Source organism: Pseudomonas sp. CCC3.1 (genome assembly GCF_034347405.1).
Classification (GTDB): Bacteria; Pseudomonadota; Gammaproteobacteria; order Pseudomonadales; family Pseudomonadaceae; genus Aquipseudomonas.
On sequence record NZ_CP133778.1, the window covers coordinates 3,955,953 to 3,979,258 of the forward strand.

Annotated in this window: 20 protein-coding genes; 4 read left to right on the forward strand and 16 right to left on the reverse strand. The window is 56.1% G+C overall.

Annotated elements, in window-relative coordinates; all coding sequences use genetic code 11:
• The first annotated feature begins 38 nt into the window (after positions 1-38).
• On the forward strand, positions 39-1,418 hold the full coding sequence (locus RHM56_RS17400; protein WP_322234414.1) for a lytic polysaccharide monooxygenase: 1,380 nt from the start codon (positions 39-41) through the stop codon (positions 1,416-1,418).
• Positions 1,419-1,449: 31 nt separating this feature from the next.
• On the opposite strand, the gene RHM56_RS17405 is transcribed toward RHM56_RS17400, so the two are convergent.
• From RHM56_RS17405 to prfB, 6 genes are all read right to left on the reverse strand, one after another.
• Positions 1,450-1,776: a hypothetical protein gene (locus tag RHM56_RS17405; RefSeq protein WP_322234416.1), complete on the reverse strand. Its 327-nt coding sequence runs from the start codon at positions 1,774-1,776 to the stop codon at positions 1,450-1,452.
• Positions 1,777-1,809: 33 nt separating this feature from the next.
• The gene (locus tag RHM56_RS17410) at positions 1,810-2,688 is read right to left on the reverse strand and encodes an alpha/beta hydrolase (protein WP_322234419.1); all 879 of its coding nucleotides are present in this window, start codon (positions 2,686-2,688) and stop codon (positions 1,810-1,812) included.
• 99 nt (positions 2,689-2,787) lie between these two features.
• A complete protein-coding gene (locus RHM56_RS17415) occupies positions 2,788-4,065 on the reverse strand; it encodes a flavohemoglobin expression-modulating QEGLA motif protein (protein ID WP_322234422.1) in 1,278 nt (425 codons plus the stop codon).
• A gap of 24 nt (positions 4,066-4,089) precedes the next feature.
• Positions 4,090-4,638 carry a hypothetical protein gene (locus RHM56_RS17420; RefSeq protein WP_322234424.1) on the reverse strand — a complete coding sequence of 183 codons (549 nt, stop codon included), beginning with the start codon at positions 4,636-4,638 and terminating at the stop codon, positions 4,090-4,092.
• Positions 4,639-4,961: 323 nt separating this feature from the next.
• Complete coding sequence (lysS, locus tag RHM56_RS17425; RefSeq protein ID WP_322234427.1) at positions 4,962-6,464, reverse strand: lysine--tRNA ligase; 1,503 nt, start codon at positions 6,462-6,464, stop codon at positions 4,962-4,964.
• Positions 6,465-6,578: 114 nt separating this feature from the next.
• Positions 6,579-7,674 (reverse strand): peptide chain release factor 2 gene (gene prfB, locus RHM56_RS17430; RefSeq protein ID WP_322234429.1). Its coding sequence is split into 2 segments (ribosomal slippage): positions 6,579-7,601 and positions 7,603-7,674, totalling 1,095 coding nucleotides; the frame shifts between segments, so codons are not numbered across the junction.
• Positions 7,675-8,445: 771 nt separating this feature from the next.
• Between prfB and RHM56_RS17435 the strand changes: the two genes are divergently transcribed.
• The 3 genes from RHM56_RS17435 to RHM56_RS17445 are packed head-to-tail and all read left to right on the forward strand — an operon-like array spanning position 8,446 to position 10,644.
• Positions 8,446-8,691 (forward strand): hypothetical protein, encoded by a 246-nt coding sequence (locus RHM56_RS17435; protein ID WP_322234431.1) that lies wholly within the window; start codon positions 8,446-8,448, stop codon positions 8,689-8,691.
• Entirely contained in the window at positions 8,645-9,388 is a 744-nt protein-coding gene (locus RHM56_RS17440) for a hypothetical protein (RefSeq protein ID WP_322234434.1), read from the forward strand. Before RHM56_RS17435 ends, RHM56_RS17440 begins: the two co-directional genes overlap by 47 nt.
• Positions 9,385-10,644: a hypothetical protein gene (locus tag RHM56_RS17445; RefSeq protein ID WP_322234437.1), complete on the forward strand. Its 1,260-nt coding sequence runs from the start codon at positions 9,385-9,387 to the stop codon at positions 10,642-10,644. The genes RHM56_RS17440 and RHM56_RS17445 overlap by 4 nt, the downstream gene beginning before the upstream one ends.
• 95 nt (positions 10,645-10,739) lie before the next feature.
• On the opposite strand, the gene RHM56_RS17450 is transcribed toward RHM56_RS17445, so the two are convergent.
• The 10 genes from RHM56_RS17450 to recJ form a co-directional block, all read right to left on the reverse strand.
• Positions 10,740-11,741 carry a PleD family two-component system response regulator gene (locus RHM56_RS17450; RefSeq protein ID WP_322234439.1) on the reverse strand — a complete coding sequence of 334 codons (1,002 nt, stop codon included), beginning with the start codon at positions 11,739-11,741 and terminating at the stop codon, positions 10,740-10,742.
• Positions 11,742-11,793: 52 nt separating this feature from the next.
• Entirely contained in the window at positions 11,794-12,804 is a 1,011-nt protein-coding gene (locus RHM56_RS17455; protein WP_322234441.1) for a chemotaxis response regulator protein-glutamate methylesterase, read from the reverse strand.
• Entirely contained in the window at positions 12,801-15,104 is a 2,304-nt protein-coding gene (locus RHM56_RS17460; protein ID WP_322234444.1) for a hybrid sensor histidine kinase/response regulator, read from the reverse strand. Before RHM56_RS17460 ends, RHM56_RS17455 begins: the two co-directional genes overlap by 4 nt.
• Complete coding sequence (locus RHM56_RS17465; RefSeq protein ID WP_322234447.1) at positions 15,101-15,787, reverse strand: chemotaxis protein CheW; 687 nt, start codon at positions 15,785-15,787, stop codon at positions 15,101-15,103. Before RHM56_RS17465 ends, RHM56_RS17460 begins: the two co-directional genes overlap by 4 nt.
• Entirely contained in the window at positions 15,784-17,058 is a 1,275-nt protein-coding gene (locus tag RHM56_RS17470) for a CheR family methyltransferase (RefSeq protein ID WP_322234450.1), read from the reverse strand. Before RHM56_RS17470 ends, RHM56_RS17465 begins: the two co-directional genes overlap by 4 nt.
• The gene (locus RHM56_RS17475; RefSeq protein ID WP_322234453.1) at positions 17,055-17,570 is read right to left on the reverse strand and encodes a chemotaxis protein CheW; all 516 of its coding nucleotides are present in this window, start codon (positions 17,568-17,570) and stop codon (positions 17,055-17,057) included. The genes RHM56_RS17470 and RHM56_RS17475 overlap by 4 nt, the downstream gene beginning before the upstream one ends.
• On the reverse strand, positions 17,570-19,192 hold the full coding sequence (locus tag RHM56_RS17480) for a methyl-accepting chemotaxis protein (RefSeq protein ID WP_322234456.1): 1,623 nt from the start codon (positions 19,190-19,192) through the stop codon (positions 17,570-17,572). The genes RHM56_RS17475 and RHM56_RS17480 overlap by 1 nt, the downstream gene beginning before the upstream one ends.
• Positions 19,193-19,504: 312 nt before the next feature.
• Positions 19,505-20,233 (reverse strand): tellurite resistance TerB family protein, encoded by a 729-nt coding sequence (locus RHM56_RS17485; RefSeq protein WP_322234458.1) that lies wholly within the window; start codon positions 20,231-20,233, stop codon positions 19,505-19,507.
• A 44-nt stretch (positions 20,234-20,277) separates the two neighbouring features.
• The gene (locus RHM56_RS17490; RefSeq protein ID WP_322234460.1) at positions 20,278-21,384 is read right to left on the reverse strand and encodes an NADH:flavin oxidoreductase/NADH oxidase; all 1,107 of its coding nucleotides are present in this window, start codon (positions 21,382-21,384) and stop codon (positions 20,278-20,280) included.
• 176 nt (positions 21,385-21,560) lie between these two features.
• Complete coding sequence (recJ, locus tag RHM56_RS17495; RefSeq protein WP_322234462.1) at positions 21,561-23,270, reverse strand: single-stranded-DNA-specific exonuclease RecJ; 1,710 nt, start codon at positions 23,268-23,270, stop codon at positions 21,561-21,563.
• Positions 23,271-23,306 lie beyond the last annotated feature (36 nt).

The window sequence follows — 23,306 nt, forward strand, 5'->3', positions numbered from 1 at the left end:
GTTAACACTCTCACGCTCTTTTACACCTGAGGCCTACCATGTCAAAAGTTCGAGCCAATCATGTCATCAGCAGAAGTAAACAGCCGCGCCACGGCCACGTTTTTTCGCCAGCTTCACGTGCCTACTTTGCTTGGGAAGCGGGCGACCTGGATGAAGGGGCTTTGAATCAACGCGAATGCGGTAAGTTTTTTCCTGCAACTGCCGGACTACTCACAGATGCCTATGCCCCATCAGACATTCCCAACTTGCCGCCGCCCCCTGATGGAAAGATTGCCAGCGCAAACCAGAGCACAGGAAAAATGCTCGATCAGCCCGGCACTCATTGGCGAAAACATGAAGTGCGTGCGGGTGAGGTACTGGACATTTCCTGGAATTTCTCGGCGGCCCATGTGACCCGTCGATGGAATTACTTCATCACGAAACAAGGTTGGGACCCGCAGAAAGCATTAGCACGGGACCAATTTGACCCGGACCCCTTTTACTTCGTCCAAATCAACCTCAAGCCTTTTTGGGAGCATGGTGACGCGATGGTGCCGTCCAATCCCACTACCCATGCAGTACCTCTGCCACTGCGTGAGGGCTATCATGTTTTGCTGGCTGTATGGGAAGTAGCGAATACTGAAAATGCGTTCTATCAAGTGTTGGACCTAGACTTCATTGCCGATGAAGGAGGCGGTGAACGTCCGACTACGCCTGCTGACCTCACTGCCAGCGATGTCGCAGACAAGCACATCACATTAACCTGGAAAGCATCCACCGGGACGCATCCAATTTCTGTCTATCGCATTATGCGCAATGGCGTTACGTCAGTGGACGTCACAGCGCCTCTGCTTGAGTGGACCGACAACAGCGTTAAACCAGATACGCAATACACCTACTTCATCAGCGCTATTGATGAACTCGGAAAAAGCTCTAATCCGAGCCCCGCTATTCAAGCCCACACATTGGGTGAAGGGGGAGAAGACGCGCACCCCACAGCCCCGAAAACCTTGCACAGCATGAAAGAAACGGCAAACACCGTAAGCCTGATGTGGGGCGTCTCCAATGGTCCCTCACCCATTACGCATTACGTGATTTTTCGCGATGGGCGAGAAGTCAGCCGAGTGAGTGCCGCCCAGACTTCATATGAAGACGCGAGCCTTATCCCTGACACTGAATACCGCTATTTTGTGGCAGCGCTCGATCAGCGTGCGCAGTGGTCTGTGCCCAGTAATGTGCTCAGTGTTAAAACCGAGGCGGATCAAGGCGGCGGAGATCATCCGGCCTGGAAACTTAATAGTCTTTATGCGACAGGCGACGTGGTGAGCCACAAAGGCAGTGACTGGCGCTGCTTGCAATCTCATACCTCGTATACCGAAGACTGGGCGCCCGGGCAGGCCTCCAGCGAAGTACTTTGGGTGCCTGCAACAAAACGTTAAAAAACAGGGGGAGCTTTATGCTCCCCTGTTTTTATTGAATACGTTTCGCGGTTTCCTGAGCTATACACCGAACGGCCTGCTTTCTGTTATTGACCAATACCCCCGTCAGCCCTTTTTGCTCGGTATCAAACAGCACGATAACCCCGTCAATGCATTGCGCCACTTCCTTGGCCGGGGCCAGCGACACTTTGTAGTCTTCGCCGGGGATGGTTTTGAGCATGGTGTAGTCACTGAGCAACAGTGCGTCTTCAGGCTTGGCGAAATGCAAGTAGCCGTAATACCACAGGCAACCGACGGTACCGATGATGCTGCAAACACCGGTGATGATCAGGGGGATAGCGTTACGCTCTTCACTCATTGCGGGCTCTCGGGTTGTATCGCTTTATTCGAATTAGGGGGCCGGGTAATTGGGGATTTCACCCAGTCGCCGTACGCCATTGAAATGCTGCGGGTCATCCAGATAGCGCAGCATCACCTGGCGCCAGGTGGGGTCGGCAAAGGTCTGCACATGGCCGCCTCGGGTCAATTGCAGCACCTTGGGAGGCGGCGCGGCCTGATACAGGCGGATGCCATTGGACAGTGGCACGATCGGGTCATCCAGGCTGTGGAAGATCAGCATCGGCACCCCGCCCATTTCTGGCATCGCATACACGGCACTGTCGGCGTCGGGCACCAGCCACGACAGCGGCACTTGCAGCGGCCAGGTCAGCCACGACGTGCTCAAGGCAAACTGCCCCACTTCGCGGTAACTGGCGGGTACGCCATCGAGTATCACCGCCTTGAGCCGGGCCCGCTGCGCCGGGTGCAGGCTCAGATAATGAACCCCCATCGCCCCGCCCAGGCTTTGCCCCAGCACAATCAGTGGCTGATCCTTAACCTGTGGCTGGCGCTGCAACCAATCGAACGCGGCATCGATGTCTTGATACACCGCAGGCAAACCGGGGGAGCCTTGCGACAGGCCATATCCGCGATAGTCGAGCATCAGCACCTGATACCCCTGCTCGGGCAACCAGGCGACAGCGCCCAAGTGATACGCCAGGTTCCCGCCATTGCCATGCAGGTGCAACACGGTGCCCTTGAGCGGCACGCCAGCCTTGGCCGATAACCACCAGCCATGCAGTTGCGTGCCATCGGCGGCAGTGAGGCTCACGTCTTTATAAGACAGACCTGCCGCAGTCGGCGTGATCGGCTGGCCGGGTTCGGGATAAAACAGCAACGAGCTGCATCCGCTGAGGGTTAACAGCAGGCAGAGTGCAGCCAGGGTTTTCATTTTTATGACTCGTTTATTTTTGTGGGAGCTGGCTTGCCAGCGATGCTGCACGCCGAATCGAGACCATCGCTGGCAAGCCAGCTCCCGCTGAAAGGTGGTTTACAAAATGTTCGAGTAGTCCGCTTCGATCCGGTCCAGGCTCAGGTGATTGAGGAAGTTGGAGAAGCACATCCATGCCGACAACGCGTTCATGTCCCGGAACTGGTCAGGCAAGTACTTGGGTGCAACCACCAAGCCTTCATCGACCAGTTGACGCAGAGTACGCATGTCTTCAAGGGTGGTCTTACCACAGAACAACAGCGGTACCTGTTCAAGCTTGCCTTTGCGCACGGCCAACTGAATATAGTTGTAAACCATGATGAAGCCCTTGAGGTAGGACAAGTCTTTGGTGAATGGCAGACCATTTGGCACCGATCCACGGAAAACCCGGCTCGCGTTGCCATAACTTTCCGGCATTTCGAACCCTTGCTCGCGGAAGAACTGATACACCTGCATGAAGTCCGCGCCCTGTTCGACCATATGGATCGCGCGGGTACGGTTGGTCAGCTTGCGCAGGCGGCTCGGGTAGGAGGCAAAGGTGATGATTTCCATCAAGATCGCCAGCCCTTCCTGGGTCACGGTCGAGGATGGCGGGCCTTTGGACAGGAAGGTACAAATCGGCTGATTCAGGCCATTAAGCGTGGTGCCCACGTGCACCAGCCCTTCGTGAACCTCCAGCGCCCGCACGTCCCGCTCGTTGAACATCGCGTCGGTGCGGATTTTGATGTAGTCGGCGCCTGCCGCTGCGTCTGCGACGATGCCATCAGACTCAAATACCCGAATGGTTTCTTCGCACTCGCCAAACACTTTGTTCAGACGGCCTTGCAGCATGTTCACGGCATCTTTGGCGGTCAGGTTTTTGGCTTCGTCCTTGAGGTCGCCGCGCCCATCGATGTTGTCCAGGTAGTCGGACATCATCAGCCCCAGATCGGCCAAGGTCGGATCACCGGCATGGAATGCGTCGGATGCCGCGCCATACAGTTCCTGGGAAATCAGCCCGAAGTCTTCAGTGCCACGCGCTTCCAGCATGCGCACCACCATTCGGTATTCCTTGCACATGCGGCGCATAATCTGCCCGACCGGGTTGAACTGCCCCAGTTGCCGGGTGATGTCGCGCTCGATGTGCTGAAACTCGGATTTCACCGCATTGGAGTCAAAGGCTAATGGCCGACCCAGGTAGTAGTCGCGATTGACCGCCGGCATTTCCTTGCCCTTGGCCTTGAGAAACCCCTGACGAATGCTGTCATCCCACTTCACCGCATCCAACACGCGGATCGGAGTTTGTGCCAGCACAATACGGTCTGACAACGTGCGTATCGTGCGCTGGTAATCGTCCACCCGCAGTTCCTCGAATAAATGGGTTTACTTGGCCGCGCGCTGGTAGCGGGCCACTTCGACAAACACATCCGAATTGGCCGGATCGTCGAGGTATGCAAAAACTGTAGCTGATGGACTCTTGATCTGTACGCCCGCCCCTTCAGCCGTTTCGACTGGATCACCGCTCAAGGCCGACTGGCCGACCGCTTGCTTGATCTGATCAAGGTCCAGGTCGTAAACCACCAATTCGCCATTGTCGTTCACCTCAAAGCCGTTAAGCGTGTAATTGCCGCCCAATTTGGCAGGCAACGCCGCCGAGGCATACCAACGGCTGCCATGCCGGGCAACGATAAAGGTGTAACGCTCGCGAGACTTGGGCTCGCCCTTGGGATACACCACCGCCTCATAGCGCGTTTTGTCGATGGCGCGGATGTTCAGATTACGCGCCTGCCCCCAGGCATCCTTGCTGGTCCATTTACCCAGCACTTGTTTGGGCGCCGGTTGGGCAACGATCGGGGCTTCTTTAAAGGTCACCAGGCAACCGTTCAACATCAAAAACGACAATGCCATCAGCATTACACGCCAAGCTTTCATGCCTGCATCCTTCTGTAAGAGCGGCCAGCACATTGAGTAGGGCCTGATCTTCCATCTGACTGATAATCGCCGTCAACACTTTGGCATGCTGGTGCACTTCAATGTTGCGTGTTACGTCGATTGCGTAGCAGTTGCCGCAGGCTACGTCCGATTGCGAAGCGATCGTAAAACCAGAGAATGCGCTTTATCTGGCACACCGCGTTAACTGGTTTTACGACGGCTGCGCCGCCGGACGCAGCCTCGCAAGCTCGACAGCTGCTACGAATGCGTGAACTGCAGGCAATAAAAAACCGCCTGAATCGGCGGTTTTTTAGGCTGCATCGTTACGCTTGTGGGCGCATGTGCGGGAACAGGATCACGTCGCGAATCGACGGGGAGTTGGTCAGCAGCATCACCAGACGGTCGATACCGATACCTTCACCGGCGGTGGGCGGCATGCCGTATTCCAGGGCACGAACGAAGTCGGCGTCGTAGTGCATGGCTTCGTCGTCGCCCGCGTCCTTGTCAGCCACCTGAGCCATGAAGCGCTCAGCCTGGTCTTCCGCGTCGTTCAACTCGGAATAGGCGTTAGCGATTTCACGACCACCGATGAACAGCTCAAAGCGGTCAGTGACGTTCGGGTTGTCATCGTTACGACGGGCCAGCGGCGACACTTCAAACGGGTACTGGGTAATGAAGTGCGGCTGCTCCAGCTTGTGCTCGACCAGCTCTTCGAAAATCATCACCTGCAACTTGCCCAGACCTTCAAAGCCCAGCACTTTGGCGCCAGCTTTCTTGGCGATGGCACGTGCCTTGTCGATGTCGTTCAGGTCGTCAGCGGTCAGCTCAGGGTTGTACTTGAGGATCGAGTCGAACACCGACAGACGCACGAACGGTTCGCCGAAGTGGAAGACCTTGTCGCCGTACGGCACGTCAGTCGTGCCCAGAACCAGTTGCGCCAGTTCGCGGAACAGCTCTTCGGTCAGGTCCATGTTGTCTTCGTAATCGGCGTAAGCCTGATAGAACTCCAACATGGTGAATTCTGGGTTGTGACGCGTCGAAACGCCTTCGTTACGGAAGTTGCGGTTGATCTCGAACACTTTTTCAAAGCCGCCCACCACCAGACGCTTGAGGTACAGCTCAGGCGCGATCCGCAGGAACATTTCCATGTCCAGCGCGTTGTGGTGGGTTTCGAACGGCTTGGCTGCCGCGCCGCCCGGAATGGTTTGCAGCATTGGCGTTTCGACTTCCAGGAAGTCACGCGCCATCAGGAAGTTGCGGATGTGGGCAATCACCTGCGAGCGCACACGGAAGGTGTGGCGCACGTCTTCGTTAACGATCAGGTCAACGTAACGCTGGCGATAGCGCTGCTCGGTGTCAGTCAGGCCGTGGTGCTTGTCTGGCAGCGGGCGCAGGGATTTGGTCAGCAGACGCACGTTGGTCATTTCAACGTACAGGTCGCCTTTGCCGGAACGGGCCAGGGTGCCTTCTGCAGCGATGATGTCGCCCAGGTCCCAGGTTTTGACGGCGGCCAGGGTTTCTTCTGGCAGGGTTTTACGGTTGACGTAGACCTGGATGCGACCGGTCATGTCCTGAATCACCATGAACGAGCCACGATTAAGCATGATGCGACCAGCAACCTTGACCGGGATAGCCGCCTCAGCCAGCTCTTCCTTGGTCTTGTCGGCGTACTTCTTCTGCAGATCTTCGCAGTAGTTGTCGCGACGGAAGTCATTCGGGAAGGCATTGCCCTTGGCGCGCTCGGCTGCAAGTTTTTCCTTGCGCAGGGCGATCAGGGTGTTTTCTTCCTGTTGCAGGTCTTGCGGGTCGAGTTGTTGGTCGCTCATGTCTTAAAAATTCCATCACAGGTTCGTTGCCCCCGCCTCGCGACGGGGGGTGGCGGGCCTTCAGCGCGCCCTCGGGGCATCGCACAGGCTTCGCACTTACGGTTGTTGCGCGCCTTACAAGCCTTGTTTCAGGCTGGCGATCAGGTATTCGTCGATGTCGCCGTCGAGCACTTTGTCGCAATCGCTGCGCTCGATATTGGTACGCAAATCCTTGATACGCGAGGCGTCGAGTACGTACGAGCGGATCTGGTGACCCCAGCCGATGTCAGACTTGGTCTCTTCCAGGGCTTGGGATGCCGCGTTGCGCTTCTGTACTTCTTGCTCGTAAAGACGTGCCCGCAACATTTTCATCGCGGTGTCTTTGTTCGCATGCTGAGAACGTTCGTTCTGGCAGCTCACCACGGTGTTCGTCGGAACGTGGGTAATCCGCACGGCCGAGTCAGTGGTGTTTACGTGTTGACCACCCGCACCGGAGGAGCGATAGGTATCGATCCGCAGGTCTGAAGGGTTGATGTCGATTTCGATGTTGTCGTCGATTTCTGGCGAAACGAACACAGCCGAGAACGAGGTGTGACGACGGTTGCCCGAATCGTACGGGCTTTTGCGAACCAGACGATGGACGCCAATCTCGGTGCGCAACCAACCAAATGCGTATTCGCCTTTGATATGAACGGTTGCGCCTTTGATACCGGCCACTTCACCGGCAGACAGTTCCATGATGGTGGCATCGAAGCCGCGCTTGTCAGCCCAACGCAAATACATCCGCAACAGGATATTGGCCCAGTCTTGCGCTTCGGTACCGCCGGAGCCTGCCTGAATGTCCAGGTAAGCGTTATTGGCGTCCATTTCACCGCTGAACATGCGGCGGAATTCGAGTTTTTCAAGGGCTTCGCGCAGACGTTCGACTTCAGCAGCGACGTCATCGACAGCGCCCTGGTCTTCTTCCTCGGCGGACATCAACAGCAGGTCCTTGGCATCGGCCAGGCCCGTGTGCATCTCATCCAGGGTTTCGACGATTTGCGCCAGTTGAGCGCGCTCGCGACCCAGTTCCTGGGCGTACGAAGGGTTGTTCCAGACACTTGGATCTTCAAGCTCGCGATTGACTTCGATCAGACGCTCATGCTTTTGATCGTAGTCAAAGATACCCCCGAATAGTTTCGGAGCGCTCTGACAGGTCCTTGATGCTGTTAAGGATCGGGTTGATTTCCATGGCTGGCGGCACTCGTAGGCGATTTTTACAAAGCCGGGGAGTATACCGGAAACGTTGGTCGGCAGCAGCCCGCCTGGCGGGGGGTGGCTGTTGATTTGAACGCCTATTCGTTGTTGCGGTAACGGCCGCTTGGGAACAGCCGACCTGCTTGTGCGCAACCACTCTCCTACACGGTTTTGGGGTAGCTCTTTGGTCCCTCGGCTTCTTTAGCTCAAGCTGGCGGGCTTGCAATTAGTCCGTATCTAACAACGAAAACAATGAAAAACTCATCAAAAACAAACCGCCCGTCCGATTTGAGAAAAACAGTGTCTTTTTTTTAAAAAACAAATCTAAAAAACCAACATCCGACAAGAATCACAGTACCTTCAACAAAACCTTATCTATCAATAAATTAAAAACAAGAAGTAGCACTTAGCAAAATACCTCCCACACAAAAATGAGAAACAACCTACAACAAGAAAAATAAAATCAACTACCGACAACAAACTGCTCAATTGACATTCAAGGCTCACAGAACTATAAAAACATACACGCTAGATACATTAAGTATTCAAGCGCGTTCATTTACTTCTCACCTACTGTTCAGGAGTGTTCCACTATGACGACAGAGAATGATATTGAAATACTCGAAGACTCAGCCTCAGAGATTGAAACCCTTACAGCACTTGTAGAAACTGATTATGATGCTGTCGGTGGAAAGACATCTCCAGAGTTCTAATTCATCTGCGATGCGAACCTTGATCTGGCAAGGTTCGCACAAGGAGACGTGCAATGTGCATCAGTTTAAAAAATGACGTTTTTTCGTATTCAAACCTAGGATTCTGTTTTTTCCATAACGGCAATCACTTATTAAAAATAAACAAGAAGACTTTTTTAAACGCACTCACCAAACCGATTGAAGCTCAGCGAATTATTGATCAATACCCTACATTTTTTACTGCACCTTTTCTAAATGGCGATGGTAAAAGTTATGAACAAAGTATTGTCGACTTCTCAAGCGTTCAAGAACAACTCTGAAAAGCATACGCCTGAGTTAAAAACAGCGTTAGTCGCCCTTCCTTATGAGGAAGGACCGCAGAGAATAATGCCACTAGGCTTGCAGAATATATCTGCGTACATCAAGAAAAGCATAAAACAGAAAAAAACCATAACGATATTTGATTATTCCAACCTTGAAAGCTCTAATATAGAACAACTCGACGATCTCATTCTTTGGAAGCCAGACCTGATAGGTATATCAATCTATAGCAGTCACGTATGTGCCGCTATTCATTGGGGGCATACTATTCAACAATCACTGCCTGAAAGCTTCATTTTTTGCGGGGGACCACACATCAGCTCAACTCCTTATATATTGGCTTTTGACCAAGGCCACGCGCTGACTCTAGTTTTTGAGCAGTTCCCCTTGCGAGCACGTCATTACAACAATATAGCAAAGGGCGCTCATGCATTATTTAAACGCGCTGTTGCAACATTGAATACTCCCTTTTACGCTGAGCTTCTAGAGTACGAAGACGCCCAAAACGTGCACGCGCTTCCCGGCGCCATGTACACGACTGAACAACCGAAAAAAGGGCACTCTATAATAGTGCCCTACGACTTAGAATCTTTTTATACCAGCTTGTTATTTTACGGCAGAGCTTCAGCCCCAGCATTTTTATACCAACAGCTAGCACCCGAGCCTGGGACAACATACAAGATACTCTCACGATGAAGGCCACCCAACTCATTGGCCGCTCAGACGCAATGTATTGCGGTATTGCCATGGCAGTCACCATACTGGAACTTGCTCTCATCGCGACCAACCCACAGCTAGGTGCTTATGCATTAGAAATAGCACTATTATTACAGCTAACTATTTCTGCCTCACTAGAGTTTTACGCTGGAGCCGCCTTATGTTTCTATATCGGCATTGGTAAAACCATGCTGGTGGGTTTTATGCTTAAACTGGCGAGTGCCATAAGCTTCCTAATAGGCTTCTATTTATCTTACCAAGACTTTTTTACATCAACTTGGTGTTTTTTAGTGGCTGCATTTACCTTGGACGCTATTGGCACAGGCTGTTTAAAGTCTACGTTCCGTCCGACTTACAATCGAATCCATTTAACCTTGACAGGAGAAAATGCAAACTTCGCAATCATAGCCTTTAGCTTTTTGACACTGCGCCTTCTACTGCCTTTTACTCTGCTACTTTTTGCAAGCTATGTTTTGAGCTTTTGGCGATCGCCGTACACAGCAATGGCCATTTTCTTAATGATCATTCTGTGCCGATCCATTCAGCTTTTTTATGCTCATCACGACCTGAAACACACCCAAGTTTTATTTAAACCCAAACAACACATCCACCTACTTTCACTGAGTAGACTGTTCAACGCTTACCAACGAAACCCAACGGCTTTTTATGGTTTTCTAACTGGAAATTTATTTGAATCAATCATCCTCATGTACGCTATTGGGCTACTGTATCAGTACAAATATCTCTTGAAATTACCTGATTTTTTGTCTTGGCTTGGCAGTTCAATGATAGCCTTTTCACTGTATTTAATTTCCATTATTATCGGCGGTGGATTATTGCTAAAAACCATAAAAAACACACTACCAAAATCTTTGGCTTTTATTTTCTTCAGCCTGACACTCTCAAGTTCCCTCTGGCTAACACTAGACACCAAGGACCAAAGCTTATTCTATGCACTGACGGTATTTAGCTTTTCGGGCGTGATCATTGGCTTAATCTTGACCAGACTATCGATAAACTTAATCTTAAAAGATTCGAGCGATTTAGAGGCTGTGGATTTTTTTCTTTTAGTTGAAGTCGTTACCACTTTTTGCATTATTGGAATTGCCGCTGTCGCCGCCTTCTTTTTTGGTCCTGACGGCTTAATCAAAGGCTTCGGCTTCGGCATAACTTTTACCCTGCTTATTTATTTCTTTCGCTTATACAAAAGACAAAAACAAGTCATCCGACAGTAACTACCGAAGGCTGCGATCTTTTGCTTTTAAAGTAAAACTCAAAAGATTGCAGCCTTTGTTCATCGGCAACTCCGCATTGCGTGGCGTGTGCGTCGCTACTCAATCCCGACCTGATTACGCCCATTGTGCTTGGCCAGATAAAGCCCCTTGTCCGCCGCCGAGATCAATTGGCGTGAACTGCCATTTTGCTGCGGGGTGAGGGTCGACAACCCAATACTGATGGTCAGGCTGCTGCCTTCGGCTGGCTGAATATGTGGAATTTTCAGCCCTTCCACCGCCATGCGCAGTTTTTCCGCCACCAAGCGAGCCCCGCCTTGCGAGGTGTTAGGCAGCACAATGGCAAACTCTTCTCCGCCATAACGCGCGGGCAAATCAGACGGTCGACTGCTCGCATCACGAATGGCCGAGGCCACTTTGCGCAACGCTTCGTCGCCGTCCAGATGACCAAAGGTGTCGTTGAAGGATTTGAAGTAGTCGACATCAATCATCAGCAACGATAACTGGGTCTGCTCACGCAAGGCGCGACGCCACTCAAGCTCCAGGTATTCGTCAAAGTGCCGACGATTGGACAACCCGGTCAAACCATCCGAGTTCATCAACCGTTGCAGCACCAGATTGGTGTCCAGCAACTGCTGCTGACTGACCCGCAACGCACGGTAGGCCGCATCACGCTGCAACAACGTCATGTAGGACCGCGAGTGATAGCGAATGCGCGCCACCAGTTCGATGTTATCGGGCAGTTTGACCAGATAATCATTGGCCCCCGCCGAAAACGCCGCGCTTTTGATCAGCGGGTCTTCTTTGGTGGAAAGCACGATGATCGGGATGTTCTGGGTGGCCGGGTGATTACGGTATTCGCGCACCAACGTCAGCCCGTCCAGACCCGGCATGACCAGGTCTTGCAAAATCACTGTCGGCTTGATCCGAATGGCTTGAGCAATCGCCTGATGCGGGTCCGCACAAAAGTGAAAATCTATGTTTTGCTCAAGCGCCAAGCCACGGCGCACGGCTTCTCCGATCATGGCCTGATCGTCGACCAGCAACACCATGGCGGCGTTTTCGTCTGTTTTAACGTCGTCCAACTGTAAATCGCTCATGCGCGTTCACCTGAATTACTGCCTTCAAGCCAGTTCTGCTGGATTTTGCGAGTCATTTGGCAAATATCTCCAGCAAGCGTGGCGCAATCTTGTCTAAAGGACGGATCTCAACGGCTGCATCAATGGCCGCTGCTGCTTTGGGCATGCCATACACTGAGCTGCTTTGCTGGTCCTGGGCGATGGTCAGGAAACCTTGCTGACGCATGAGTTTGAGCCCTTGCGCCCCATCTCGCCCCATGCCGGTTAATAGCACACCGACGGCGTCACCATTCCAGTACCGGGCAACACTTTCAAAAAACACATCGATCGAGGGCCGATAAATCTCGTTCACCGGCTCTGCTGTATAGGCCAATGTGCCGTTTTTCAATAGCCGAATGTGGTGGTTGGTGCCTGCCAGCAGCACCACCCCTGCCTGCGGTGTCTCGCCGTCACGGGCCAATCGCACATCCAGCCCGCACGATGAACCGAGCCATTCGGCCATGCCCGCCGCGAACACTTGGTCAACGTGCTGCACCAGCACGATGGCCGCCTGAAAGTTTCTCGGCAACCCTTTGAGCAATGCTTCAAGCGCTGCCGGGCCGCCCGCCGATGAGCCAATCGCCACCAGACCGCGTTGGGCAGACAATTCACGCGGTTGCGCAGCCACGGGTTTTACCCGTTTGTTGCCTTGGTCCATCAGCCAGCCCACGTTGAGAATTTTGCGCAGTAACGGCGCCGCGGCCTCTCTGGCATTGCCCGCACCCAGCGCTGGCGTGTCGACCACATCCAGCGCGCCAACCCCCATGGCTTCGAACACGCGGTTCATATTCTGCTCGCGGTCCACGGTCACAATCACAATGGCACACGGGGTTTCAGCCATGATCCGGCGCGTGGCCTCTACCCCGTTCATCACCGGCATGATCAGGTCCATCAAAATCAGGTCCGGCTTCTCTTCAGCGCAGAGGCGTACCGCTTCTTCTCCGTCGCGGGCAACCCAGATCACCTGGTGAGCGGGCTCAAACGCCAGCGCCCGACGCAAGGCTTCAACCGCCATGGGCATATCGTTGACGATGGCGATTCTCATGTTTGGGCTCCACCAATAAGTTCAACCACAGCATCCAGCAAAGCGTCGTCATGGAAACTGGCTTTGGCTAGATAATAGTCGGCCCCTGCATCCAGGCCACGTCGACGGTCTTCTTCGCGATCTTTGTAAGACACCACCATCACTGGCATCGATTGCAAACGGTTGTCACGGCGCAACAACGTGACCAGTTCAATGCCATCCATGCGCGGCATGTCGATGTCGGTAATCAACAGGTCGAAGTGTTCGGCCCGCAGGGCGTTCCAGCCGTCCATGCCGTCAACCGCCACAGCCACTTCATAGCCGCGATTGATCAGCAGTTTGCGCTGCAACTCGCGCACGGTCAGCGAGTCATCAACCACCAGAATGCGTTTGCGGGTCAGTTCAGCCGTGTGCCGGTTGCGCCGATCGATACGCTCCAGACGCCCGGTGTTGAGCAGTTTGTCCACCGAGCGCAGCATGTCTTCGACGTCCACGATCAGTACCGGCGAGCCATCGTCGAGCAAGGCCCCGGCCGAGATGTCTTGCACCTTGCCCAGACGCGGGTCGAGGGGCAACACCACTAACGTCCGCTCGCCGATGAAGCGCTCAACGGCCACGCCATACACGGCGTCGCGCTCACGAATCACCACCACTTTGAGGGTTTCATCATCGCTCTGGCTGGGCGGGCGTTGCAGCAACTGGCTGGCCGCAACCAGCCCCACATGCCGGCCTTCGTGCCAGAAATGCTGACGGCCTTCGACCTGCACGATGTCATCCGGCAGCAAGTCGCGCATGCGTTCGATGTGCGCCAGCGGGAAGGCGTACGCCTCATCGGCCACTTCAACCACCAGGCTGCGGACCACGGACAAGGTCAGCGGTACTTCGAGTTGGAAGCGGCTGCCCTGCCCCGAGGTCTGTTCCAGCACAATCGCGCCGCGCAGCAGGCGCACCATGTGCTGCACCGCATCCAGCCCCACGCCACGGCCGGAGACTTCGGTCACGGTGTCGCGCAGGCTGAAACCCGGCAGAAAGAGGAAGGTCAGCAGTTCTTCTTCACTCAATTGCGCCACTGTCTCGGCGGTCGACAACTGACGCTCGACGATGGTGCGTCGCAAACGCGCCAAATCGACACCGGCGCCGTCATCGCTGAGTTCCAGCGCCAGCAAACCCGCTTGGTGCGACACGCGCAGCCGAATGGTGCCTTCTGCCGGTTTGCCCGCCAGCAGGCGCTGTTCTGGCGATTCAATGCCGTGGTCAACGGCATTGCGCAACAAGTGAGTCAGCGGCGCTTCAAGTTTTTCCAGTACATCGCGATCAACCTGGGTTTTTTCACCTTCGATTTCCAGGCGAATCTGCTTGCCCAGGACACGCCCCAAATCGCGAACCATGCGTTCCTGGCCGACCAGGACATCGGCAAACGGGCGCATGCGACAAGCCAGTGCCGTGTCATACAGCAATTGCGCACGTTGCCCGGTCTGCCAACCAAACTCGTCCAGCTCTGCGGTCTGTTCGCTCAACAGGTGCTGCGACTCGGCCAGTGCTCGCCGGGCCTCGGTCAAGGCCTCCTCGACGTCATGGCTCAAGCCCACGGCTTTGAGCTGTTCGCCCAGGGTGTCCAAGGCGCGCAAGCCGGTGCTTTGAATCCGCTTGAGCCGATGCAAAGCCATCAAGTAGGGCTTGAGCCGCTGGGTCTCAACCAGCGATTTGCTGGACAGATCGAGCAGGCTGTTGAGTCGCTCGGCGGTCACGCGCAACACCCGCTCGCCGCTCTCCGTCAGGCGCTGAGGACGACGCACGGGTTCAGGCGCAGGCTCGGGCTGCACGGGCGGCTCAGGTTCGAGCAACGGCGCAGGCACCACAGACTCCGGCGCCAGCAACAATTGTGAGACGTCGAATGCCGGTGGCGCGAACCGTGGCGTCACCATTGCAGAGGGGTCAAGCAACGCGTTCAGGTGCGCGACATAGGCATCAATATCAGCCGGGCCTACATGCTCACTGCCGGGGGTGGCAATGCGCATCAACAAATCGGTGCCCTGCAATAACGCATCAATGTGCTCAGGATGCAGGCGCAAGCGCCCTTCTTGAGCACTGACCAGGCAATCCTCCATGACGTGGGCGACGCTGACCCCGGCATCGACCCCGACGATTCTCGCTGCGCCTTTGAGCGAATGGGCAGCGCGCATGCACGCTTCTAGCTGATCGGCCTGCGTCGGATTGCGCTCCAGCGCCAGCAGACCGGCACTCAGAACCTGGGTCTGGGCCTCGGCCTCAAGGCTGAACAGCTCAAGCAACGAGGCGTCACGCATTTGTTCGGGGGTCATGTCAGGCTCCGCGAAATGGCGCTCAGCAGTTGTTCTTCATCCAGCCAGCGCAGGCTGCGATTTTTCCACGGCAGTACACCCCGGGTGTATTTGGCACCGGCATGTTCACCCGAGAGCGAGGCGCTGTTTAGAACTCGTTCTTCAATGTTATGAACACCGTCCACCTCATCCACCGGCAACACCACAGGGCCGCCGTGCGCAGCCACGATCAGCATGCGCGGCATGACGCGTTGCGAAGTGGTTAGCGTGACGGTCGGGTCCAGCCCCAACAGGTCAACCAGTGACAGGCACGGCACCAGCGCGCCACGCACATTGGCCACGCCTTGCAATGCCCGAGAACGCTGATGTGGCAGCGAGTGAATAGCTTGCAAGCGCGCGACTTCGTCCAGGCAGCCGGTGTTCAGGCCCAGCCACTCGCCGCCCAAACGGAAAACCACCAGCGAACGCGTCGCGACTTTTCGCTCGAACTCTTGCGGGGCAGAGAGCTCATCGTGCTCTTGATCAAAGGAGTAGCGATCCAGCAAGCGCGTCGCGGCGGCCGAATACACCGCGCAGTTGCGGCAATGAATATGCTCGGGCAACAGCGGGCAGGATTTATCCCCATAAATGCCGATGCGATTCCAGCAATCGTCAATGGCTTGGGCGTCGTCATGAATCAAGCTTTGGGCTGTAAAACCGCTCATTGTTTACGCTCACTGTGAACGGAACGCTCGTGACGGGCAGCACGCTCTTGCAAGCGCTGGGCACCTGCCGCATCCCCTTGCGAAGCCAATAAAGCCGCCAGGTGTACCAGCGCTTCTGAATGCTGGGGTTCCAGGTACAGCGCCTTGCGATAAAAACTCTGGGCCTGGGCGGTCTGAGCTTCGACATCGCTGAGCAAACCCAACCAATAAAACACTTGTGCCTGCGGGCCATGCACCTGCAAGAACTGTTCACAGGCCTGCCGGGCATCACTGCTTTTGCCTTCATTGGCCAAGGTCGCAATCTGTTCCAGCAAGGCGCTCGCCCCAGCAGTGGCCGGGCGCGGTTTCTGTGGCGCTGGCGCTGCCGTTTGCGGGCGCGGGGCAAAAGGCCGGATCGCCGGCGGGGATGTCGGTGGCAGTGGACGCGTCAGCGGTTTGAACTCAGCCAGCGCCGGGCGCGCAGCAGGCAACGGCTCGTGGCTGTGACTAAAGGCAAACGACTGTGGCGCACAAATCGAACGCATCCCCAAGCGGGCCAGCAGGCTGCCCTCGGCCGGGCCGATGAACAGCACGCCATCGTCGCGGGTTAAACGTTTAAGTACATCCAGTGCCTGCTGCTGGGTTTTCAGATCAAAGTAGATCAGCAGGTTGCGGCAAAACACAAAATCATAGGGCACGTGATTAACCACCAGCGCCGGATCGAGCAAGTTGCCGACATGAAAACTGACCTGCTCGCGCACCCGCTCCGCCAGCTGATAGCCATCATTTACAGCACTGAAATAGCGCTCGCGAAAATCGGTTTGCTCGCCACGAAATGAGTTTTTGCCATACACCGCCGCCTGAGCGCGCTCGACCGACAGCGGGCTGACATCCAGGGCTTCGACCTTGAACTGATGCCCGGCAAAACCGGCATCAAACAAGGCCATAGCAATCGAGTACGGTTCTTCGCCCGTCGAGCACGGCAGGCTCAAGATCCGCAGGATGCGGCGCGTGCCCACCTCGGCCAAACGCTTTCTGGCCAGTCGGCCCAACGTGGCAAACGATTCGGGGTAACGAAAAAACCAGGTCTCGGGCACGATGACCGACTCGATCAGCGCTTGCTGTTCATCGTGCGAGCTGAGCAGCCGCTGCCAGTAATGATCGCTGTCGGTCATGTGCAACGCCGTGCAACGCTGACGAACAGCGCGCTCGATAATCGCCGGACCGACTGACGCCACATCCAGACCAATGCGTTGTTTCAGAAAGTCGAAGAACCGTTGATCGTCACTCATGCGGGCCCCTGCGTGAAGGCGTCATCCGGGGGTGCAGGAAACAGCAGCGCACACACCGCAGGGCTCAGCAGGTCATCAACGCGGATCCACTGCAACAGGCCATGCGAGTCTTTGCGCACCGGGCCCAAATAAGGCGCGTCGCGGTTATCCAGGCCATACGGCTGGAAGTCATCAGGGTTGCAGCGCAAGGTATCGCTGGCCTGCTCAAGCATCAGCCCCAGCCGTTTCCCTCGAAAATCGACCAGCACCAGACGGGTACTTGTTCGAGCCGCTGCCGCGTGGCCAAAAGTCATGGCGCTGACGTCAATCACCGGCACCATCTGGCCGCGGTGCGCAAACACCCCGGCCACCCAGGCAGGCGCCTGGGCAATCGGCTTGAGCGGTAAACGCGGCAACACTTCAAGCACATCGGTGGCGGGCAAGGCATAGCGCTCATCACCGATGTAAAACACCAGGAACAGGCGATTGCTTGGCGCCACTGCGCCTGCACGTTTGACTAGAGGCTCGATCATCAGACTTTGAAACGCGAAACGCCGCTGCGCAGTCCAACAGCAACCTGACTGAGTTCGTCGATCGCGAAACTGGCCTGACGCAAGGACTCAACGGTCTGACTGCTGGCATCACCCAACTGCACCAGCGCCAGGTTAATCTGTTCGGCGCCGGTGGCTTGGGCCTGCATCCCCTCATTAACCATCAGCACGCGCGGCGCCAGGGCCTGAACCTGATGGATGATTTGCGACAGTTGCTCGCCCACTTGAGTCACTTCGGACATGCCTCGGCGCACTTCTTCCGAGAACTTGTCCATGCCCATCACGCCCGCAGACACTGCCGACTGAATTTCACGCACCATTTGCTCGATGTCGTAAGTGGCAACAGCGGTCTGGTCAGCCAGACGGCGGACTTCGGTGGCGACCACGGCGAAACCACGGCCATATTCACCGGCTTTTTCAGCTTCGATGGCGGCGTTGAGCGACAACAGGTTGGTCTGGTCGGCCACTTTAACGATGGTCACGACCACTTGGTTAATGTTGCCGGCCTTTTCATTGAGAATCGCCAGCTTGGCGTTGACCAGATCGGCTGCGCCCATGACTTGGTGCATGGTCTCTTCCATGCGGGCCAGACCTTGCTGCCCGGAACCGGCCAGAATCGACGCCTGATCAGCGGCCGATGTCACTTCAGTCATGGTGCGCACCAGGTCACGGGAGGTCGCAGCGATCTCGCGCGAGGTCGCGCCAATTTCCGTGGTGGTCGCGGCTGTTTCAGTGGCAGTGGCTTGTTGCTGTTTTGAGGTGGCGGCGATTTCAGTCACTGAAGTCGTGACCTGCACCGAGGAACGCTGGGCCTGGGACACCAGCGAGGTCAACTCGGCCATCATGTCGTTGAAGCCGGTTTCAACGGCGCCGAACTCGTCCTTGCGTTCAAGATTCAGACGCAGGCTCAAGTCGCCTGAACGCATGGTTTCAAGAATCGCAACGATACGCTGCATCGGCGACATGATGGCTTGCAGCAACAGGTAACCACAGAGTGCGGCCGCCAGCACGGCAATGGCCAACGAAACCAGCATGCTGATTTTTGCAGTCATGACCGCATCGGCAATGACCTCTGATGCGTGATTGGCGGCGGTGCGGTTGGTGTCAATAATCGTGTTGAGCTGCTTGCGCCCGTCCATCCACAACGGTGCCAGGTGCTGAGAGACCATCGCGTCGGCCTCCTCAGTTTTCTTGTTTTGATAAAGCTCGAGAACGTCCGACAACGCCTTGCCGTATTGGACGTGGATGCGTTCAAACTCATCAAACGCGGCACGGTCTTCATCATCGAATATGGTGGTGCGGTAATTATCCAACTCGTGGTTCAGCCGCTCTTCGTAGCTGGCATAGAGCTTGCGGTCTTCACTTGTCAGATCACGCTGGGTGGATGAGCCAACCAGTTGCAGGGTCAAGACATAGCTGTCGACCCAGGCACTGCGAATCATCGAGCTGTAATAAACCCCGGGAATCGAGTCGGTTCGTACTGTCTCTTCGCTCGTTTCAATCGAAAGCAAGCGCGAGTAAGACGCGACAACCATCAACAGCATGATGGCGATGATCACCGCAAAGCTCGCCAAAATGCGTTGGCGCAACGTCCAGTTCTTCACAGTCAATCCTCGGGGGGCCATTCAAATGATGGAGGAGTATAGCCGAGGGCCAGCAATGATTCTCACGGACGTTGAGACAGTTCTCACAGCATTTAGTAAAAAAACCTACATACAAATACGCACTAAATCAGTAGGAGATTGCTGGATGCATCGCCAAACAAACGCGTAGCAGTTGCCGAAGGCTACGTCCGGCGACGTAGTCGTCGTAAACCCTGGCTGCGCGGTGTGCCAGAAATATCGAGCACTGAGCTTTTACGATCGCTTCGCAATCGGACGCAGCCTTCGGCAGCTGCTACGCGTTTCACGTGCACTTCAACCTGCAATCTTGGCCTCATTAACCTGCCTTTCCAGCTCAGCCTTGAAGCCAGGATCAAGCTTCAGTTGCTTGGCCAATTCCTCCAGATACGCCCGTTCACCGAACTTTTCTTCATCCACCAGAATCAGGCTGGCGATGTACATTTCAGCGGCTATTTCCGGTGTGCTCGCAGCACGGGCGACTTCGGCAGGGTCGAGCGGTTTGTTCAGTTCGGCTTGCAGCCATGCTTGTAAGTTCGGATCGTGTTTGAGCTTGCTCAGCTCGCCATCGATCAATTGGCGCTCTGTGTCATCGATATGCCCATCAGCCTTGGCCGCAGCCACCAGCGCTTTAAGGATGGCCTGACTGTGCTCTTCGACCTGAACTGGCGGCACCCGATCAATGGTTTGCGGCTCGTTTTGTGGCGCCTTGCCCTGATTTGCCTGCCAATTGCCGTAGGCCTTGTAAGCCAGCACGCCCAAGGCGGCCAGGCCGCCATACGTCAGCGCCTGGCCGCCATACTTACGCCCACGTTTACTGCCCAGCAACAGGCCCAACACGCTGGCGGCCATAGCGCCACCTCCTGCTCCCGACAGCAGGCCGCCCAACCCGCCAGACCCCAGCAAGTCGCCCAAACCACCTTTATTGGTACTGGTACCGGAGGCACCACTTTGTGCGCCGGTTTTTTTCTCCAGCATTTCCTGGCCGGACTTAAGCAACTGGTCGAGCAATCCGCGGGTGTTCATAAGCAACCTCCTCGTTTCGGGTTCAGGTGGGTCAGTATGGCCACTCAGTCGCGCAGGTCCGATTCATGAATCGGCTGGTCACGGTGAGTGGCGCGTTGGTACTGGGCAGGCCACGTGGCTTGTTTTCCGCCCAGGTCATCGTCTGCGTGCAACGCCCAATACGGGTCGCGCAAGAGTTCACGGGCCAGCAAAATCAGGTCCGCCTGACCGGTGCGCAAAATATGCTCGGCTTGCGCAGGCTCGGTAATCATCCCGACCGTGCCAGTGGCGATACCCGACTCTTTGCGCACACGCTCGGCAAATCGGGTTTGATAGCCCGGCCCTACCGGGATCTCCGCCGAGGCCGCCGTGCCGCCTGAAGAGACATCAATCAGGTCAACGCCCAGCGCTTTCAGGCGCCGCGCCAGCTCAACCGTTTCGTCAGGGTTCCAACCGTCTTCCACCCAGTCGGTAGCCGAGACCCGGACAAACAGAGGCAGCTCTTGTGGCCACACTTCGCGCACCGCTTCTGTCACTTGCAGCACCAGACGAATGCGATTCTCAAAGGAGCCGCCGTATTGGTCGAGCCGTTGGTTACTCAACGGTGACAAAAATTGATGCAGCAAGTAACCGTGTGCGGCGTGCACTTCAACCACGGAGAAGCCCGCTTCCAGCGCCCGCTTGGCGGCGTCGACAAAGGCTTGAATGACTGCCTGAATCTGCCCTTCGTCCAGTTGTGTCGGCGCAGTGTGCTGAGGGTCGAAGGCAATCGGTGAAGGCCCGACGGGTACCCAGCCGCCCTCATCCACTTTGACGCTGCCGTGTTTGCCCAGCCAAGGGCGATACGTGCTGGCCTTGCGCCCGGCATGCGCCAGTTGAATACCGGCCACAGCGCCCTGAGCGCGAATAAAGCGGGTGATGCGTTGCAGGGGTTCTATCTGTGCATCGTTCCACAGCCCAAGGTCTTGGGCGGTGATACGGCCGTCGGGGGTCACGGCGGTGGCTTCGGTAAAGATCAAGCCAGCGCCGCCAATGGCACGGCTGCCCAAGTGAACTAAATGCCAGTCATTGGCCAGCCCGTCGACGCTGGAGTACTGGCACATCGGCGAGACCGCGATGCGGTTGAGAAGGGTCAGTTGGCGCAGGGTATAGGGTTCGAGCAGCAGACTCATGGGTCACCTCTAATTCCAGTGGGTAGGCTCCAGGCACTTGTATCAGCCTAGTCGACAACGCTGGGTGAGGTGGGGTTCAAATGAGGATGTTTAACCTGCGCAGGAGCGAGCTTGCCTCGCGATCTTTTAAAAGATCAAAAGATCGCGAGACAAGCTCGCTCCTACAGACAGAGGTGCTAGCGCGGTTCGATGTGAGCGATCATCAGTTGCACAGTTTCGTTGCCGCGAAATTCGTTGAGGTCGAGTTTGTAGGCCAGTTCAACCCAACGAATCGTCGGATTGGGCCACACTTCCCGGTCAATCCCGAAGGCGATGCCGTCCAGTTTTACGCTGCCGCACTCGGTTTTCAGCACCACTTTCAAGTGCCGCTCGCCCACGATGCGCTGCTCAACCAACTGGAACACGCCATGAAACAGCGGCTCAGGGAAATGTTGCCCCCATGGCCCGGCATTTCGCAGGGCGCGCGCGAGTTCAAGGTGAAACTCTTCGACCGCCAGGCTGCCGTCAGACAATAGCCGCCCTGTCAGGTCTTCTTCACGCAACTGGCGCCTGACTTCGGCATCAAATGCTTGGGAAAACAGCGCGAAGTTGGCCTCGGGCAAGGTCAAGCCAGCCGCCATGGCGTGGCCGCCGTATTTGCTGATCAGGTCCGGGTGTTGTGCCGCGACCACGCTTAGCGCATCGCGGATGTGGAAACCCGGCACTGAACGCCCGGAACCTTTGAGCATGCCCTCGCCCGCATCGGCAAAGGCGAAGGTCGGACGGAAGTAACGTTCTTTGAGGCGCGAAGCCAGAATCCCGATAACGCCCTGATGCCACTCAGGATCGAACAGGCACAGACCAAACGGCATGCTGTCTAGCGTCAGGTCCTTGAGCTGGGCCAGCGCTTCACGCTGCATGCCTTGCTCAATGGATTTTCGGTCCTGGTTCATTTCGTCGAGCTGGGCGGCCATGGCGCGCGCCGCGTTCGCGTCATCGGTGAGCAGGCATTCGATGCCCAGGCTCATGTCGTCCAGACGCCCGGCAGCATTCAAGCGCGGCCCGAGAATAAACCCCAGGTCGGTTGAGGTGATACGCGAATGATCACGCTTGGCGACTTCAAGGATGGCCTTGAGCCCCGGCCGCGCACGCCCGGCACGAATCCGCTCAAGCCCTTGATGCACCAGAATCCGGTTGTTGGCGTCCAGCGGCACCACGTCCGCCACGCTGCCCAATGCCACCAGGTCCAGCAGTTCGGCAATGTTTGGGGCTTTGCTGTTTTGATACCAGCCCAGGCTGTTCAAACGTGCGCGCAAGGCGATCAGGACGTAAAAGATGACCCCTACCCCGGCCAGCGCCTTGCTCGCAAATTCGCAGCCCGGCTGATTGGGGTTGACGATGGCATCCGCCGCTGGCAGTTCGTTGCCCGGCAAGTGGTGGTCGGTGACCAATACACTTAGCCCGGCTTTTTTCGCCGCTGCCACGCCTTCGACACTGGAGATACCGTTGTCGACGGTGATCAACAACTGCGGCTGGCGGGTCAATGCGACTTCGACGATTTCCGGGGTCAGGCCGTAGCCGTACTCGAAACGGTTGGGCACCAGGTAGTCGACATGGGCCGCGCCCAACAAGCGCAGCCCCAGCATGCCCACAGTGCTGGCCGTGGCGCCGTCGGCGTCAAAGTCCCCGACGATCAGAATGCGCTGGCGCTGTTCAAGCGCCACCACCAGCAAATCCACTGCGGCATCGATGCCCTTGAGCTGCTGGTACGGAATCAGCCGCGCCAGGCTTTTGTCCAGTTCAGCTTGTGATTGCACGCCACGTGCTGCGTAAAGCCGCGTCAGCAATGTCGGCATTTCGCCCAAAAAAGGCAGGGTTTCGGGCAGTGGACGAGGTTCGATGCGCATAAGCGGGTGGAGAGTCTCTATAAGCGGGATATGTAA

Excerpts from the sequence above, each read along its gene's own strand:
- RHM56_RS17440 (WP_322234434.1), top strand. The coding sequence starts at position 8,645 with ATGAACAAAGTATTGTCGACTTCTCAAGCGTTCAAGAACAACTCTGAA.
- RHM56_RS17410 (WP_322234419.1), bottom strand. The coding sequence starts at position 2,688 with ATGAAAACCCTGGCTGCACTCTGCCTGCTGTTAACCCTCAGCGGATGC.
- RHM56_RS17400 (WP_322234414.1), top strand. The coding sequence starts at position 39 with ATGTCAAAAGTTCGAGCCAATCATGTCATCAGCAGAAGTAAACAGCCG.
- RHM56_RS17450 (WP_322234439.1), bottom strand. The coding sequence starts at position 11,741 with ATGAGCGATTTACAGTTGGACGACGTTAAAACAGACGAAAACGCCGCC.
- RHM56_RS17490 (WP_322234460.1), bottom strand. The coding sequence starts at position 21,384 with ATGAGTCTGCTGCTCGAACCCTATACCCTGCGCCAACTGACCCTTCTC.
- lysS (WP_322234427.1), bottom strand. The coding sequence starts at position 6,464 with ATGAGCGACCAACAACTCGACCCGCAAGACCTGCAACAGGAAGAAAAC.
- RHM56_RS17405 (WP_322234416.1), bottom strand. The coding sequence starts at position 1,776 with ATGAGTGAAGAGCGTAACGCTATCCCCCTGATCATCACCGGTGTTTGC.
- RHM56_RS17420 (WP_322234424.1), bottom strand. The coding sequence starts at position 4,638 with ATGAAAGCTTGGCGTGTAATGCTGATGGCATTGTCGTTTTTGATGTTG.
- RHM56_RS17435 (WP_322234431.1), top strand. The coding sequence starts at position 8,446 with ATGTGCATCAGTTTAAAAAATGACGTTTTTTCGTATTCAAACCTAGGA.
- RHM56_RS17445 (WP_322234437.1), top strand. The coding sequence starts at position 9,385 with ATGAAGGCCACCCAACTCATTGGCCGCTCAGACGCAATGTATTGCGGT.
- RHM56_RS17475 (WP_322234453.1), bottom strand. The coding sequence starts at position 17,570 with ATGATCGAGCCTCTAGTCAAACGTGCAGGCGCAGTGGCGCCAAGCAAT.
- RHM56_RS17470 (WP_322234450.1), bottom strand. The coding sequence starts at position 17,058 with ATGAGTGACGATCAACGGTTCTTCGACTTTCTGAAACAACGCATTGGT.
- RHM56_RS17455 (WP_322234441.1), bottom strand. The coding sequence starts at position 12,804 with ATGAGAATCGCCATCGTCAACGATATGCCCATGGCGGTTGAAGCCTTG.
- recJ (WP_322234462.1), bottom strand. The coding sequence starts at position 23,270 with ATGCGCATCGAACCTCGTCCACTGCCCGAAACCCTGCCTTTTTTGGGC.
- RHM56_RS17465 (WP_322234447.1), bottom strand. The coding sequence starts at position 15,787 with ATGAGCGGTTTTACAGCCCAAAGCTTGATTCATGACGACGCCCAAGCC.
- RHM56_RS17460 (WP_322234444.1), bottom strand. The coding sequence starts at position 15,104 with ATGACCCCCGAACAAATGCGTGACGCCTCGTTGCTTGAGCTGTTCAGC.
- RHM56_RS17485 (WP_322234458.1), bottom strand. The coding sequence starts at position 20,233 with ATGAACACCCGCGGATTGCTCGACCAGTTGCTTAAGTCCGGCCAGGAA.